Origin of the sequence: Stutzerimonas chloritidismutans AW-1, assembly GCF_000495915.1 — a bacterium.
In the GTDB taxonomy this organism is placed as follows: Bacteria; Pseudomonadota; Gammaproteobacteria; order Pseudomonadales; family Pseudomonadaceae; genus Stutzerimonas; species Stutzerimonas chloritidismutans.
Window position 1 is genome coordinate 1 of record NZ_AOFQ01000016.1, and the last position, 15,187, is coordinate 15,187.

Here is a 15,187-nt window from a genome sequence, read left to right on the forward strand (position 1 = left end):
TTCCCCCGGCCCCCCCCCGCCATTGGCGTTCGACCAGCCGTACCTCGGCCACCAGGCCCGCGACGTGAAGAACAAGGGTTTCGTGCTGCGTGACGACAACGGCGAAGTGCCCATCGAAGCCGTCGACATCGTCGCCGACACCGTCGTGCGGCTGCGTGCCAGTCGCGGCTTCAGCGGCCAGCCACGCATCAGCTACGCCAGCCACCAGGTCGGCGGCGCTGGCCAGCTGCGCGACAGCGACCCGATGCGCGCCGACGCCACCTACGAATACCTGCCCGACCTCATGCCTGCCGAAGCCAACATCAAGGCACTGGTGCACCAGCCCTACCCACTGCACAACTGGAGCATTGCCTTCGATATCGCCGCTGAAAAAGCCTCGCCGGCGGAACAGCCGGTCAGCGAGTAGAGCCCTGGCGCCGGTCATACCGGCGCTTCGATACCCAGCACGCGCATGCGCCGGTACACCGTCGGGCGCGACACGCCTAGTTCCCTCGCGACGGCGCTGACGTTCCAGCGATGCCGGCGCAGCTGGTCGCGCAGTGCCGACGCCGACTCGGGTTCGGACGGGGCCGACGACTGACGACAGCGCGCCAGAATCGGTGGCAGGCACTCGTCCGGCAGATCCTGCACGGTGATCTCATCACCCTCACAGGTCGCCAGTGCGTACTGCAATACGTTGCGCAGCTCGCGGATGTTGCCCGGCCAGGGATAGGCCAGCAGCGCACTCATGGCATCGCCACGCAGGTGCGGATTGCCCGGCCGGCCCTCGGCGAGTTCGGCGAACACCCGCTCGATGAGGAAGCCCTTGTCGGCGCGCTCGCGCAGCGGAGGCAGCTTCAGCGACGCGCCGTTCAGGCGGTAGAACAGGTCCTCGCGAAACGCCCCGCTCTCTACCATCTGCCGCAGGTCGCGGTGGCTGGCGGCCACCACGCGGATATCCACCTTCACCGGTTTCTCGGCACCCAGCGGCATCACTTCCTGCTCGGCCAGCACCCGTAACAGCCGGGTCTGCAAGTGCAGCGGCATGTCGCCGATTTCATCGAGGAACAGCGTGCCGCCGTCGGCCTGCTGGATCAGCCCGCGCATGCCCTTGCTACGGGCGCCGGTAAAGGTGCCAGGGGCGTAGCCAAACAGCTCGCTTTCGATCAGCGACTCGGGCATGGCGCCGCAGTTGATCGCCACGAAAGGTTTGCTGCGCCGGCAACCGCTTTCGTGCAGCGCTTTGGCCAAGCGTTCCTTGCCGGTGCCGGTCTCGCCATTGAGCAGTACGTTCAGCGGCTCGCTGCATAGACGCTTGGCGCGGGCCAGCATCTTGCGCATCACCGGGTCATCGTCGGCCAGGGCATCGAGCGCGGCATGCCCACCGGGCGCGCTGCGTTCGGCCGGCTCCGGTGCACGGCGACGCGGCTCCATCAAGGCGGCGAAGAACAACTGGTGGCGATGGGTGCGAAAGGCGCGAACCTGGTCATGGCTGGCGTAGGGAATGCTCAGCACATCGCTCAGTTCGCAATCGAACAGCTGATCGATGCGCGCCTGCGCCGGGGTGCCAAAGGGGCCCGGCATCATCAACCCGTGTTCGGCCAGCAGACCCCGGGCGGCGGTGTTGCCGGCGAGCAGCTCGCCATCGTCTCCCAGTGCCAGCAGGTAGCGGCGGTTGATCAGGACGAACTCTCGGGAGCCGTCGAAACAGAGGATCGGCCGCTCGCGATAGACGCGCATGAAATAGGCATCCTCGATCATCCGCGCGTACTGCTTGACCAGCTGCAGGGCGAAGGTCTGGGAATCCTTGGTCGGTGGTGAATGCAGCGCGGAGATATCCAGCACTGCCAGCAGCTGGCCGTGCGGGTTGAACATGGGCACCGCGGTGCAGGTGAGGTTGGTATGCCAGACGCTGAAATGATCCTGCTGGTGACAGGTGAGCGCCTGCTGCTCCTTGATGCAGGTGCCGACTGCGCAGGTGCCGGCATGGTCTTCGCCCCAGTCCGAACCGAGGAACAGGCCGGTCTTGCGATGCGCCTTTTCGTCTGCCGGGTCGCCGAGAAACTGCACTGCGATACCGCGGTTGTCGGTCAGCAGGATCACGTAACCCAGCTCGGCGATCTGCCGGTAGAGCTGCTCGACGCCGGCGCGGGCGACATTGATCAGCTCGTCGGCCTGATCCTGATGTTCGCGCAGCACCTGCCGCGGGACGAAGCGGGCTTCGGCAGGCCGCGCCGGATCCAGGCCGTAGTCGTGCACACAGCGGTGCCAGGAGCGCGCGATGATCGGATCACGATCACCGGGCAGGTGCGGCGCATTGGCCAGCGATAGCACCGCGTCGATATGGCTGACCGGACCGGATAGCAGATTCATGCATCCTCCTCGAAGTGCTCGCGCCAGACCGAGCGCAGGCGACTCCAGTGAAACGCTTTATTGTTTTGCAATAAACGAAGGATAAACCATTGACCCGGACAGACCAGCCTGAACTTTAGAAGCACTTTTTCTATTCATATTGTTTGTCGCCGTACTGTAAAACGCTTTACAGCGCTTTACAGGTGTAACGCCTAAAGCGCTTTACACATTAAATACATAAGCACCGTAAAGTTACCAAAAAACCATATTTATCAATCTACTACCAACATCTGAAGCTCTCACTAAAAGTTGGCATGACAACTGCTCCTACTGTTTTGCGGAACAAACTCTTCGCATAACAAGATCGCCAGCATTCCGAGCACCACGGAACCGCCGGTAATAATCAGGAGCCATGTCATGCACGATTCAGCTCGCCCGCACGGCACGCTAAACCGGCGACGTTTTCTTTCCATTTCCGGCCAGTCCTTGCTGGCATTCAGCCTGTCGCAACTGATCCCGGTGAACCTGCTCGCCGAGGAACGCCTGCCAGACCTGCCCGATGGCCTTCTGCGCATGGGCCGTGACGTCTTTCCCCACGCCTTCATCAGCGACCACCACTACGTGCAGCCCCTGCTCGGCCTGGTGGACGAGCAGCCGGCCCTGGTCGCTAGCGGCCTGGACGACCTGCAACAGCAGGCGCGCCTGGCCTATGGCTCGCCATTCGAACAGCTCGACGAAGCAGAGCGCGTGGCCCTGCTGACCGAGATCGAAAACACCCCCTTCTTCAAGGCCGTGCGCAGCAGCCTGATGTTCGGCCTGTACGACAACAAGGCGCTGTTCCCGCTGTTCGGCTACGAGGGTTCGTCCTGGGAATACGGCGGCTACGTCAACCGCGGCTTCAACGATCTGAACTGGCTCTGAGCACTCCGTGCACACGGGATAACAACAAGAACAAGACGAGGAATACCCCATGGCAATTTTTGCCCAGGATGACGATGGCGTCGTGGTGATCATCGGCTCCGGCGCCGGCGGCGGGACGCTCGCCAACGCGCTGGCCAAGCAGAAGATTCGCAGCGTGGTGCTGGAAGCCGGCAAGCGCCACACGCTGGAGGACATCGAGAACGACGAGTGGGCGATGTTCAAGAAGATCTCCTGGCTCGACAAACGCCAGGCCGCCGGTGGCTGGCACCTGACCGAGAACAACCCGACCCTGCCCGCGTGGATCGTCAAGGGCGTCGGCGGCAGCACGGTGCACTGGGCCGGCATCGCCCTGCGCTTTCGCGACTTCGAATTCAAGATGCAGAGCATCAATGGCGTCATCGCCGGCGCCAACCTGCTCGACTGGCCGGTGACGCTGGACGAGATGGCGCCCTGGTACGAGAAGGCCGAGAAGCACATGGGCGTGACCGGGCCGAGCACCGGCATGGCCTATCACCCGTGGCACAACTCCTTCAAGGTGCTGGCCACCGGCGCCAAGCGGGTCGGCTACAAGGAGATCCTCTCCGGGCCGATGGCGATCAACACCGAGCCCTATGACGACCGCGCCGCCTGCCAGCAGCTCGGCTTCTGCATGCAGGGCTGCAAGATGGGCGCGAAGTGGTCGACGCTCTACACCGACATTCCCCGCGCCGAAGCCAGCGGTTATTGCGAAGTGCGCCCGCAGTCGATGGTGCTGCGCATCGAGCATGACGCCAAGGGCCGCGCCAATGCCGTGGTCTACGCCGATGCCAGCGGCACCATCCAGCGGCAGAAGGCCCGGGTGGTCTGCGTGGCGGGCAACTCCATCGAGTCGCCGCGGCTGTTGCTCAACTCCGCCTCGGCGATGTTCCCCGACGGGCTGGCCAACTCCTCCGGCCAGGTCGGGCGCAACTACATGACCCACACCACCGCCGGCATTTTCGCGGTGATGCCCAAGCCGGTGAACATGCACCGCGGCACCACCTGCGCCGGGGTCATCTCCGACGAGTCCTACAACGACCCGTCGCGCGGCTTCGTCGGCGGTTACCGGCTGGAAATCCTTGCCCTCGGCCTGCCCTTCCTCTCCGCCTTCCTCGACCCGACGCCCAAGGGCTGGGGCAAGCAGTTCACGTCGCGGATGGAAAAGTACAACCACATGTCCGGCGTCTGGCTGTGCGGCGAAGACCTGCCGCTGGAGAACAACCGCATCACCCTGCACGCCACAGAGAAGGACCAGTACGGCCTGCCGATTCCGGTAGTGACCAAGAGCGATCACCCGATGGATGCCGCCATGCGCAAGCACGGCGTCGCCGCCACCGCCAGGTGCTACGAGGCCGCCGGCGCCACCGACATCATCGAGCTGCCGCCCTACCCGGCCAGCCACAACATGGGCACCAACCGCATGAGCGCGAAGGCGCGTGACGGCGTGGTCAACAAGTGGGGCCAGAGCCATGACATCCCCAACCTGTTCGTCTCCGATGGCAGCCAGTTCACCACCAGCGGCGGCCAGAACCCCACCCTCACCATCGTCGCGCTGGCCCTGCGCCAGGCCGAGCAGATCGGCCGGCTGCTCAACGAACGCGCGATCTGACCCGTCACTACAAGGGAGTCCACCCATGACCCAGCCCAGCAACTCGCAGCGCCTGTGGATGTACGAGCAGATGCTGACCAGCCGCTACATGGAGGAATCCATCGAGCGCATCTACATGGAAGGCAAGACCCCGGTGTTCAACATGGCCAAGGGGCCGATCCCCGGCGAGATGCACCTCTCCAACGGCCAGGAGCCCTGCGCCGTGGGCGTCTGCGCCCACCTCGAGGCTGCGGACATCGTCACCGCCACCCACCGCCCGCACCACATCGCCGTGGCCAAGGGCGTCAACCTCAACGAGATGATGGCCGAGATCTTCGGCAAAGCCACCGGCCTGTCCGGCGGCCGCGGCGGGCACATGCACCTGTTCGATGGCCGGGTGAATTTCTCCTGCTCGGGGATCATCGCCGAGGGCATGGGCCCGGCGGTCGGCGCGGCGCTGTCGCGGCAGATGCAGGGCAAGCCCGGCGTGGCTGTCTCCTTCATCGGCGAGGGCGCGGCCAACCAGGGCGCCTTCCACGAAACGCTGAACCTCGCCGCGCTGTGGAAGCTGCCGGTGGTGTTCGTCATCGAGGACAACGCCTGGGGCATCTCGGTGGCCAAGGCCAGCGCCACCTGCATCGAGCAGCACCACGTACGCGCCGCGGCCTACGGCATGCCCGGCGTGTTCGTCGAGAACAACGACCCGGACGGCGTGTTCCGCGCCGCCGGTGAAGCCATCGAGCGCGCCCGCGCCGGTGGCGGCCCGACCCTGATCGAGATCGAGACCTACCGCCTGGCCGGCCACTTCATGGGCGACGGCGAAACCTACCGCCCCGAGGGCGAGAAGGACGGCCTGATGAAAAAGGACCCGATCCCCGGTTACCGCCAACGCCTGATCGACGAAGGCGTGATGAGCGAAGCGCAGGCCGAAGACATCGCCGCACGCGCCCGCGGCCGCATCGACGAGGCCGTGCAGTTCGCCCGCGAAAGCCCGTACCCGCGGCCGGAAGAGGCGCTGGAGCAGGTCTTCGTGTAGCACAGGTCAGTCCCGAAGACCGCAGAAGCGAGCCTGCTCGCGAAACGCGGACACCAGCAGAACAACAAGAGGAACACCACCATGAACAGCCAAGCCACCATGATCGCCGCCGTCTGGCACGGCCGCAAGGACATCCGCCTGGAACAGGTCCCGCTGCCCGGCGCGCCGCAACCGGGTTGGGTACAGATTCGCGTGCACTGGTGCGGCATCTGTGGCTCCGACCTGCACGAATACCTCGCCGGCCCGGTGTTCATTCCGGTGGATGCGCCGCACCCGCTCACCGGCATCAAGGGCCAGTGCATCCTCGGCCACGAGTTCTGCGGCGAGATCGTCGCCACCGGTGAAGGCGTCGAGGGCTACACGCCGGGCGACAAGGTCGCCGCCGATGCCTGCCAGCACTGCGGCCAGTGCCGCTTCTGCAAGACCGGCCAGTACAATCTCTGCGAGCAGCTGGCCTTTACCGGCTTGATGAACAACGGCGCCTTCGCCGAATTCGTCAACGTACCCGCCGAGCTACTCTACCGCCTGCCGGAGGGATTCCCAATGGAAGCCGGCGCGCTGATCGAGCCGCTGGCGGTGGGCATGCACGCGGTGAAGAAGGCCGGCAGCCTGCTCGGCGAAACCGTGGTGGTGGTCGGCGCCGGCACCATCGGCCTGTGCACCATCATGTGCGCCAAGGCTGCGGGCGCCGGCCAGGTGATCGCGCTGGAGATGTCCGCGGCGCGCAAGGCCAAGGCGCTGGAAGTCGGTGCCAACCGGGTCATCGACCCCAGCGAGTGCGACGCCATCGCCGAAATCAAGGCGCTCACCGGCGGCTACGGCGCCGGCGTCTCCTTCGAGTGTATCGGCCACAAGTCCACCGCCAAGCTCGCCATCGACGTGATCCGCAAGGCCGGTCGCTGCGTGATGGTCGGCATCTTCGAGGAACCCTCGGAGTTCAACTTCTTCGAGATCGTCGCCACCGAGAAACAAGTGATCGGCTCGCTCGCCTACGCCGGCGAATTCGCCGACGTCATCGCCCTGATCACCGACAGCCGCATGGACGTCACCCCGCTGATCACCGGCCGCATCGGCCTGGACAACATCCTCGAGCAGGGCTTCGAGGAGCTGGCCAACCACAAGGACCGCAACGTCAAGATCATCGTCAGCCCCGCCGCACTGGCCGGCTGAGCAGGAGAACCCCATGACCACAGCAGTAAAGGAAAGAAAACTAACCGTCGCCCGCGCCATGGCCGAAGCCGTGGCGCAGGAGATGCGCCTGGACCCGAAGGTGTTCGTGATGGGCGAGGACATCGGCCAGCTCGGCGGCGTGTTCGGCAACACCCGTGGGCTGTATGACGAGTTCGGCAAGACGCGCATCCGCGACACGCCGATTTCCGAAACGGCCTTTATCGGCGCCGCGGTCGGCGCCGCCTCGGACGGCATGCGGCCGATCGTCGAGCTGATGTTCGTCGACTTCTTCGGCGTCTGCATGGACGCGATCTACAACCTGATGGCCAAAAACACCTACTTCTCCGGCGGCAAGGTGCCGGTGCCGATGGTGTTGATGGCCTCCACCGGCGCCGGTTACTCGGACGCCGCCCAGCACTCGCAATGCCTCTACGGCACCTTCGCCCACCTGCCGGGCATGAAGGTGGTGGTGCCGAGCAACGCCTACGACGCCAAAGGCCTGATGACTGCGGCGATTCGCGACGACAACCCGGTGGTGTACCTCTTCCACAAGGCGCTGCAGGGCATGGGCTGGTTGGGCACCGAGAAAGGCGCCACGGTGCCGGTGCCGGAAGAGCCCTACATCGTCGAGATCGGCAAGGCCAAGACCGTGCGCGAGGGTCGCGACGTCAGCCTGGTCAGCCTCGGCGCCGGCGTGCACCACGCCCTGCGCGCTGCCGCGCAGCTGGAGAAGGACGGCGTCAGCGCCGAGGTCATCGACCTGCGCAGCCTGGTGCCGCTGGACCGCGAACATGTCATCGCCTCGGTACGCAAAACCGGCAGGCTGATAGTGATCGACGAGGACTATCACAGCTTCGGCGTAAGCGGCGAAATCATCGCCAGCGTCGTCGAGCACGACATCGGCATGCTCAAGGCGCGCCCGCAGCGGGTGGCCTTCCCCGACATCCCCATCCCCTTCACCCCGGTCATGGAGCAATGGGCCCTGCCCAACGCCGACAAGATCGTGGCCGCCTACCACGCCATGCATAAGGAATGACGTTTATGAGTACCCCCATCGTGATTGCAGACGACCTCTGGGAAGGCGACGCCGAAGCGGTGATCACCTCCTGGCTGGTCAGCGACGGCGCCGAAGTGGCCGCCGGAGACCTGGTCGCCGAGGTCATGTCGGAAAAGGCCCAGTTCGAGATCGAGGCGCCGGCTGCCGGCGTGCTGAAGATCATCGAGGAAGAAGACGCGGTGATCGCCAAGGGTGCGGTCATCGGCCAGGTGGAATAGCCATGACTCGACTGGAAATCCTGCCCGAGCGCGCGCCCGAACGGGTGCCGCTCAAGGGCATGCGCAAGATGATCGCGGCGAAGATGCACGAAAGTCTGCAGACCACCGCGCAGCTGACCCACCACAGCGAATGCCGGCTGGATGCGCTGAAAACCCGTCGTGCCGAGCTGAAGGCCGAGGGCAGCGCGGTGTCCGTGCAGGACCTGTTGCTGCTCAAGGTGATCGAGACGCTGCAGGCCCATCCCGGGCTCAATGCCACGCTGGAGAACGAGGTGATCCACCAGCACGTGGCGGTGCATCTGGGCCTCGCCATCCCGCTGCCGGGCGATCTGCTGGTCGCCCCGGCGCTGTTCGACGCCGAACAGCTGGACGGCGAAAGCCTGTGTCTGGCGCGCAAGGCGCTGGTAGACAAGGCCCTGGCCGGCAAGCTGCCGGTCAAGGAGCTGACCGGCGCCACCTTCACCGTCTCCAACCTGGGGCTGTCGCGGGTGCACCACTTCACGCCGATCCTCAACCCGCCGCAGGTGGCGATCCTGGGTGTCGGCGGCATTCAGCGGCGGCTGGAACTCGGGCCCAGCGGCGAACTGGTGGAAGTCGAGTGGATGGGCCTGTCGCTGACCTTCGACCATCGCGCCGTCAACGGCTCGCCCGCGGCAGAGTTTCTCGATGATCTCTGCCGGCGTATCGAGGAGTACGCGGCATGAACGGCATCGCCCGGTTCAGTGTGGGCGCTGGCCTGAATGCCGAGCGGGCCTTGTTACAGCGCGTCTGCGACGGGTTGTTCGACTGCCAGTTGCTGCTCTGGCGCCCCACCGGCCAGGCGCTGGTGATGCCCGGCAGCTTCGAGCGACGGTCCGGTTTCGCCCTGGCCAGCCAACGCTGCGCGGCGCAGGGCTGGCCGATCCTGCTGCGCGACACCGGCGGCGAGCCGGTGCCGCAATCCTCTGCCGTGCTCAACATTGCCCTGGCCTGTGCACTGCCTAGCGGCGACGAGGTCGGCAAGCGCATCGACATCGCCTATGAACGGCTGCTCGAACCCCTGGCGCTGTGGCTGGCGGAGAACGGCCTCAAGGCCGGTGTGGGCGCGGTGCCGGGTGCATTCTGCGACGGCCGCTTCAACCTCACCCTGGAGGGCCGCAAGGTCGCCGGCACCGCCCAGCGCTGGCGGCGCAGCCGTGGCGGTCGCCCGGTGGTGCTGGCGCATGCCGCGCTGCTGATCGAAGACTGGCGTGAGCCAATGGCCGACGTGGTGAACCGCTTCTACCACGCCTGCGCCAGCGACCTGCGCTGCCAGGCCGCGAGCCATCTGGCGCTCGCCGAGCGACTGGCCGATGCCTGGGCAACCGCCGCATCCCTGCCCGAATGCTATCAGCGCGTCCTCGCCTGGCAGGGCCTGGAACTCGGTGCCCGCGCCAGCACTTATCTGCCCGAAGGCCTCGCCGCCGGACGGCACTCCCCCTTGCTTTGAATAAAAACAACACGGCAGGCCATCCGGGCCGGCCATGCATCGGAGGAAACACCATGAGCCATCCCACCCCTTACCCGCTCCAACGCAGCAACACCCTGTTAGGACGATGTACAGCGACGCTCTGCGGAGCGTTACCGCAGCGACGCTACCGTCATTAGCGCAGGCAACCCACACGCAACCAAACCGGATTTCTAGTTATAGAAGTTTAAATAACTAATCCAAAAGCAGTGATATACGCACACCCATGTTGCTCGCCATTACAGCGCGCAGCAGTGGAAGCCGCTTTGCCAATAAAACCAATATCAGAAGAGTTCTAGCAGCGGTCGCTCGTTTAAGGAATGCCTGAAACGAGAAACAACCCCATACAAGGAAATAATAAAAATGAAATTCAAACAGTCGAGTTTAAGGGTACAGATAATCATGGCCGCCTCGCTTCTTGCGATCACGCCACTGCACGCATCAGACAGAGTCATTACCGACAAGGAACTGTCTGACGAATCGAACACCACTGATTGGCTGGCTTACGGGCGAACACACTCCGAACAGCGATTCAGCCCCCTCAAAGACATCAACGTAGAGAACGTCAGCGGGCTCAAGCCTGAATGGTACGCGCCGCTGCCGGATCGCTCCGATATCGTCGGAACACCTTTGGTCGTCGATGGGGTCATGTACTACGTTGGTGAAATGAACAGAACACGTGCGTTCGATGCACGCACGGGCAAGATGCTCTGGGAATATGACCCACAAGTTTCCAAGGAGATCATCGACAACAACATGAAGAAGGTCTTCTGGAAGCACAGCCGAGGCCTTTCAACATACGGGGATAAGTTATTCATCGCCACATGGGATGGCCGCCTGATTGCAATCAACAGAAAGGACGGCAAGGAAGTCTGGCAGACCCGAACCTTCGATCACGACCAGCCGTTGAATATCACAGGTCATCCCAAGGCCTTCGATGGCAAGGTATTTGTAGGCAATGGCGGAACAGAACTTGGGCCGATGCGCGGTTATGTGACCGCCTATGACACTGAAACGGGTAAACAGGTTTGGCGTTTCTATATCGTCCCTGGCAATCCCGCAGATGGATTCGAAGACGCCGCTCAGGAAATGGCCGCCAAAACCTGGACTGGCTGGTGGTGGGAAAACGGCGGCGGCGGTAATGCCTGGCATGGCTGGACTTACGACGAGAAATACAACCAGCTCATCTTCGGGACAGGCAACGGTGGGCCATGGAATATCAAAGTGCGTAGCCCGGACGGCGGCGACAACCTGTTCCTGTGCTCGGTCGTGGCTGTAGATGCGGATACGGGCGAATACAAATGGCACGTTCAGACTGCACCAGGCGACACCTGGGACTACAACTCGAACATGGACATCGTGCTGGCCGATCTGAAAGTCGATGGCAAGGATGTTGATGCGGTACTGCATGCGCCGAAAAACGGCTTTTTCTATACGATCGACCGCTCCAACGGCAAAGTGCTGTCCGCTGAAAAATTCACTGACGCCAACTGGTCAACTAAATACGACCTGAAAGAACAGCGCCATATTGTTGCTGAGGACGCCCGGTATCCCGACGGCGAGAAGAATATCTATCCTTCGGCATTCGGTGCTCACTCATGGCATGCGATGTCTTATAACCCCGAGTTGAATCTTGCCTTTATCCCCACCAACCATTTAGGCAACACCTTCAAGGACGACGGTAAAAATACGAAGCCTGGCCACAAGATGGCGAGCCACAAGCTTTACCTGGGGTTGACCGGTTGGGAATTGACCAAGGACCCACATGAGTCACGCGGTTCCCTGCAGGCCTGGGACCCGGTCAGGAACAAGCGTGTGTGGCAAGTAAATCAGAAGAGCCCATGGGGTGGCGGAACCTTGACCACAGCCGGCAACCTGGTTTTCCAGGGCCAGCCTGATGGCATGCTCAAAGCCTACGATGCCCGTACCGGTGACGAACTTTGGTCCTATGACGTGGGCCTCGGTATCTCTGCGCCACCGATTACCTACAAGCTGGATGGCAAGCAGATGGTTTCCCTGCTCGTGGGTCCTGGTGGTGCACTGGCCTCCAACTTCGGCGGCTCGGGTGAGCTGGGATTTGAAAGTCATGGCTGGAAATATGGTGTGCACGAACGCCGCATCATGACGTTCTCGCTAGATGGAAAAGCGGTTGTTCCAGAACAGCCTGCACCGCAACTTGCCAAGCCGATTATTGATGAGAAGTTTGAGGTCGATGCCAAAAAGGCAGAGGCAGGCGCGGGTGTCTTTGCGGAGAACCTCTGTGTTGGCTGTCATGGCGCCGGAGCTGTTGCGGGTATGAAAGCACCCGATCTGCGGGAGTCGCCGATATTGCTCAAAGGCAGTGAGAAGGCGTTCGAGAGTGTTGTGCGCGGCGGTGCGTTACTTGCCAATGGCATGCCCAAGTTCCCGGACCTGACAGATGCAGAGCTGGAGAGCATTCGCCATTTTGTTCGTCGGCAAGCGCGCGATGGTGTGAAGTCTGGCGGCGGACATTAAGCCGGCCACTTTCAATCGCCAACCACACCGTTGAACCGGTAACGCCTACGAGAGATGTAGCCAGGCGTTACCAATGAGCAGAAACGCACGCGAATATCGTTCATGTAACAGGCCTTCCAACTAACGATATTCGCTGCACCCGCACCGTTACATCCGAAGGATCAGAACAATGACAACAAGCCTGCGCTTCGGCAGCGGCGTTCTCGCCGCCTGCCTGTTCACTTCTGCCCACGCGGCCGAGTATTCACCCGATCAGTTCCTCTTCGGCGACTGGAACGGCAGCCGTACCCGCCTGCATGAGGCCGGCGTCGACCTGCAGATCACCTACGTCAACGAACTGGCCTGGAACACCCAGGGCGGCGATGACCATACCGGCACCTACTCCGATCAGTTGATGTTCGATGCCGCGCTGGACCTGGAGAAACTGCTCGGCTGGTCCGGCGCCGGTTTCCGCTTCAGCGTGGTCAACCGCAACGGCGAGAACCTCAACGCCGAGGCCGATCTCGGCGTCCTGCTGCAACCCCAGGAAATTCACGGCTACGGCAGCGTCACCCGACTGGTGCAGTTCTATTACCAGCAAGCACTGCTGGACGACCGCCTGCTGGTCAAGCTCGGCCGTTTGCCCATGAGCGGCGAGATCTTCCCCTTCGCCTGCCCGTTCCAGAACCTCGGGTTCTGCGGCACGGTGCCCGGCTATGTCACGCCGAACTGGTTCACCTGGCCGATCAGCCAATGGGGCGCCACCGCGCGTTACCAGCTGGACGCAGAGTGGTCGCTGCAGACCGCGCTTTATCAGGTCAATCCGCGTTTCACCGAGCGTGAGCAGGGCCTGAATTTCGGCAGCCCGTCGGGCACCACCGGCTACCACGCCGTTGCTGAACTGGGCTGGACGCCGACCTTCGCCGGCCAACCCGGCGCCTACCGTCTGGGCCTCTGGCGCAATACCGGCGATTTCGAGGACATCTACCGTGACGCTGCCGGCCGGCCGATGGCGCTTTCCGGCGCGCCAGCCGCCGAACACGACAAGGCCACCGGCGGCTATCTGATGGCCGAACAGCAGCTCTGGCAGAGCAGCGCGGTGGCCGAGCGACGCTTGAAGCTGTTCGCCAACTTCATCCAGTCCGACCCGGACGTGACCTATATCGAGCGCATCTGGCAGGTTGGCGGCATCCTCTCCGCCCCCTTCGCCTCGCGCCCGAATGACGAGCTCGGCCTGGGCCTCGGCCGCCTGGAAATCAACGACGACGCCCGCAAGCACCTGCGCGAACAGGGCGAGCCGGTGCCGGACGTGGAATACCCCGCCGAACTCTACTACCGCGTCGCCCTCACGCCGGCCATCTCGCTGACGCCGAACATCCAGTACTTCCACCGCCCCGGCGGCTTCGACGAGGCGGAGGACGTGGTGGTCGTAGGGCTGAAGACGGTGGTCAGCTTCTGACCGGCGCATGAAGCGCGGCGACCGGGCGCAAAGCCGGTCGCCGCCTGCGCTTCGCTCAAGCGCCACTCCCCACAACTGCCCCCACCCTTACCTCGGTTTGCCTGTCCGCCTGCTTGCCGAGCTGCCAGCCGAGATAGCCCCAGAGCAGCGCGCAGATTGCGCCGGCCACGGCGACCAGGCCGGCGCCCTGACCAAACATGTCCAGTGCAGTCTTTCCCCAACCGCTGACGGCATCACCGGCGCGATAGACGACCGTGTCGATGACGTTCTTCGCCTTGTACTTGCTCTCCGCATCCAGCGGCGCGAAGAGCATTTCGCGGCCGGGCCGGACGAAAGCGTACTCGCCGATCCGGCGCACAATCATCAGCGCCGCGAGCAAAGCGAAGCTGGGCATCAGCGCCAGGCCAATAAAGCCGACGCAGACAAGCAGCGGCACGATCGCAAGCAACACGCGCACGCCCAGCGTCTGCGCCAGCCGTCCGGTGATGAACAGCTGAGACACCAGTGCCCCGGCCTGGACGACCACATCAATAGTGCCGAACACCCGAACCTGCGCCGCCCGGTCGGGGAACAGTTCGGCCACCAGACGCGCCTGCTCGAAATAGAGAAAGGTCGTCACCGTGGCCAGCAGCACCACGAAGCCGGCGATGCCGAGCAGATAAGGCGACTGCAGCACCCGCGTCATCCCGCTGAACGGGTTGCCCGGCACCGGCTTGCGCGTGCTCTCCGCCGGGGTCGCGCCAGGCCGCCCTGCTCCGCCGACTTCACGCCAGCGCATGAGCGAGAACTTGAGTGCCAGCGCGCCGCCCAGCAGCAGCGCGGCGAGCAGCATCAACCCCGCTTCTCCCAGACTGCCGATCAGCAACGCGCTGAGCGCGGGCCCGACCAGCCCGCCGACGCTCGCCCCGGCAGCGATAAAGGCGAATAGCCGCTTGGCCTGGGCGCCGTCGAACACGTCCGCCATCAGGCTCCAGGCCACGGACACGACGAACAGGTTGTAGACCGAGATCCACACGTAGAACACCCGCGCCAGCCAGGGGTTTTCGCCCTGCAGCAGAAACAGCACTGAGAACAGCAGCAGGTTCAAACAGAAGAAGCCGTACACCCAGTCGACGAAATGCAGCCGCGGTACGCGCGAGCTGAGCCAGGCAAACAGAGGCACGACCGCCAGCATGACGAAGAAGGTGGCGGTAAACAGCCATTGCAGGTTCTCCACCCCCGCCGCGATGCCCATCGATTCGCGTATCGGGCGCAGCATGAAGTAGCCGGCGAACAGGCAGAAGAACAGTAGGAAACCACTCAGTGCCGGACGCAGCTCGTGTTCCTCGGCATTGATCGTGGCGCTCAGGCGATGCACAACGGATGGTGTGCTCATGGGCGCGCTCCTGAAAAAGGATGAGAGGTAACAGGGCGCGAGCGCAAGGCCGC

12 protein-coding genes and 1 pseudogene are annotated in these 15,187 nt (G+C 63.6%); 11 read left to right on the forward strand and 2 right to left on the reverse strand.

The features are described from left to right. Nucleotides 1–406 (forward strand): annotated as a pseudogene (locus tag F753_RS30205) (phosphate ABC transporter substrate-binding protein); the annotation flags it as partial. A gap of 14 nt (nucleotides 407–420) precedes the next feature. On the opposite strand, the gene F753_RS30210 reads toward F753_RS30205, so the two are convergent. Continuing rightward, entirely contained in the window at nucleotides 421–2,352 is a 1,932-nt protein-coding gene (locus F753_RS30210; RefSeq protein ID WP_023444389.1) for a sigma-54-dependent Fis family transcriptional regulator, read from the reverse strand. Between the two features lie 396 nt (nucleotides 2,353–2,748). Here F753_RS30210 and F753_RS30215 point away from each other — a divergent pair, with 396 nt between their 5' ends. From F753_RS30215 to F753_RS30260, 10 genes are all read left to right on the forward strand, one after another. Further along, nucleotides 2,749–3,252, forward strand: a complete 504-nt coding sequence (locus F753_RS30215) for a gluconate 2-dehydrogenase subunit 3 family protein (protein WP_023444390.1) — start codon at nucleotides 2,749–2,751, stop codon at nucleotides 3,250–3,252. Between the two features lie 49 nt (nucleotides 3,253–3,301). Next, on the forward strand, nucleotides 3,302–4,879 hold the full coding sequence (locus F753_RS30220; RefSeq protein WP_023444391.1) for a GMC family oxidoreductase: 1,578 nt from the start codon (nucleotides 3,302–3,304) through the stop codon (nucleotides 4,877–4,879). Nucleotides 4,880–4,904: 25 nt separating this feature from the next. Beyond that, the gene (locus F753_RS30225; protein ID WP_023444392.1) at nucleotides 4,905–5,894 is read left to right on the forward strand and encodes a thiamine pyrophosphate-dependent dehydrogenase E1 component subunit alpha; all 990 of its coding nucleotides are present in this window, start codon (nucleotides 4,905–4,907) and stop codon (nucleotides 5,892–5,894) included. Nucleotides 5,895–5,993: 99 nt separating this feature from the next. Further along, nucleotides 5,994–7,064, forward strand: a complete 1,071-nt coding sequence (locus tag F753_RS30230) for a 2,3-butanediol dehydrogenase (protein ID WP_041207158.1) — start codon at nucleotides 5,994–5,996, stop codon at nucleotides 7,062–7,064. Between the two features lie 13 nt (nucleotides 7,065–7,077). Continuing rightward, nucleotides 7,078–8,100: an alpha-ketoacid dehydrogenase subunit beta gene (locus F753_RS30235; RefSeq protein ID WP_031297315.1), complete on the forward strand. Its 1,023-nt coding sequence runs from the start codon at nucleotides 7,078–7,080 to the stop codon at nucleotides 8,098–8,100. Between the two features lie 5 nt (nucleotides 8,101–8,105). Continuing rightward, the gene (locus F753_RS30240; protein ID WP_023444395.1) at nucleotides 8,106–8,339 is read left to right on the forward strand and encodes a lipoyl domain-containing protein; all 234 of its coding nucleotides are present in this window, start codon (nucleotides 8,106–8,108) and stop codon (nucleotides 8,337–8,339) included. A 2-nt stretch (nucleotides 8,340–8,341) separates the two neighbouring features. Then, nucleotides 8,342–9,043 carry a 2-oxo acid dehydrogenase subunit E2 gene (locus F753_RS30245; protein WP_023444396.1) on the forward strand — a complete coding sequence of 234 codons (702 nt, stop codon included), beginning with the start codon at nucleotides 8,342–8,344 and terminating at the stop codon, nucleotides 9,041–9,043. Further along, complete coding sequence (locus F753_RS30250) at nucleotides 9,040–9,807, forward strand: lipoate--protein ligase family protein (RefSeq protein ID WP_023444397.1); 768 nt, start codon at nucleotides 9,040–9,042, stop codon at nucleotides 9,805–9,807. Before F753_RS30245 ends, F753_RS30250 begins: the two co-directional genes overlap by 4 nt. 381 nt (nucleotides 9,808–10,188) lie before the next feature. Next, complete coding sequence (locus tag F753_RS30255) at nucleotides 10,189–12,321, forward strand: PQQ-dependent dehydrogenase, methanol/ethanol family (protein ID WP_031297316.1); 2,133 nt, start codon at nucleotides 10,189–10,191, stop codon at nucleotides 12,319–12,321. 169 nt (nucleotides 12,322–12,490) lie between these two features. Then, nucleotides 12,491–13,759 carry a carbohydrate porin gene (locus F753_RS30260; RefSeq protein ID WP_023444399.1) on the forward strand — a complete coding sequence of 423 codons (1,269 nt, stop codon included), beginning with the start codon at nucleotides 12,491–12,493 and terminating at the stop codon, nucleotides 13,757–13,759. Between the two features lie 55 nt (nucleotides 13,760–13,814). Here the strand turns inward: F753_RS30260 and F753_RS30265 are convergent, their stop codons facing one another. Next, on the reverse strand, nucleotides 13,815–15,134 hold the full coding sequence (locus F753_RS30265; RefSeq protein ID WP_023444400.1) for an NTP/NDP exchange transporter: 1,320 nt from the start codon (nucleotides 15,132–15,134) through the stop codon (nucleotides 13,815–13,817). Nucleotides 15,135–15,187: the final 53 nt, after the last annotated feature.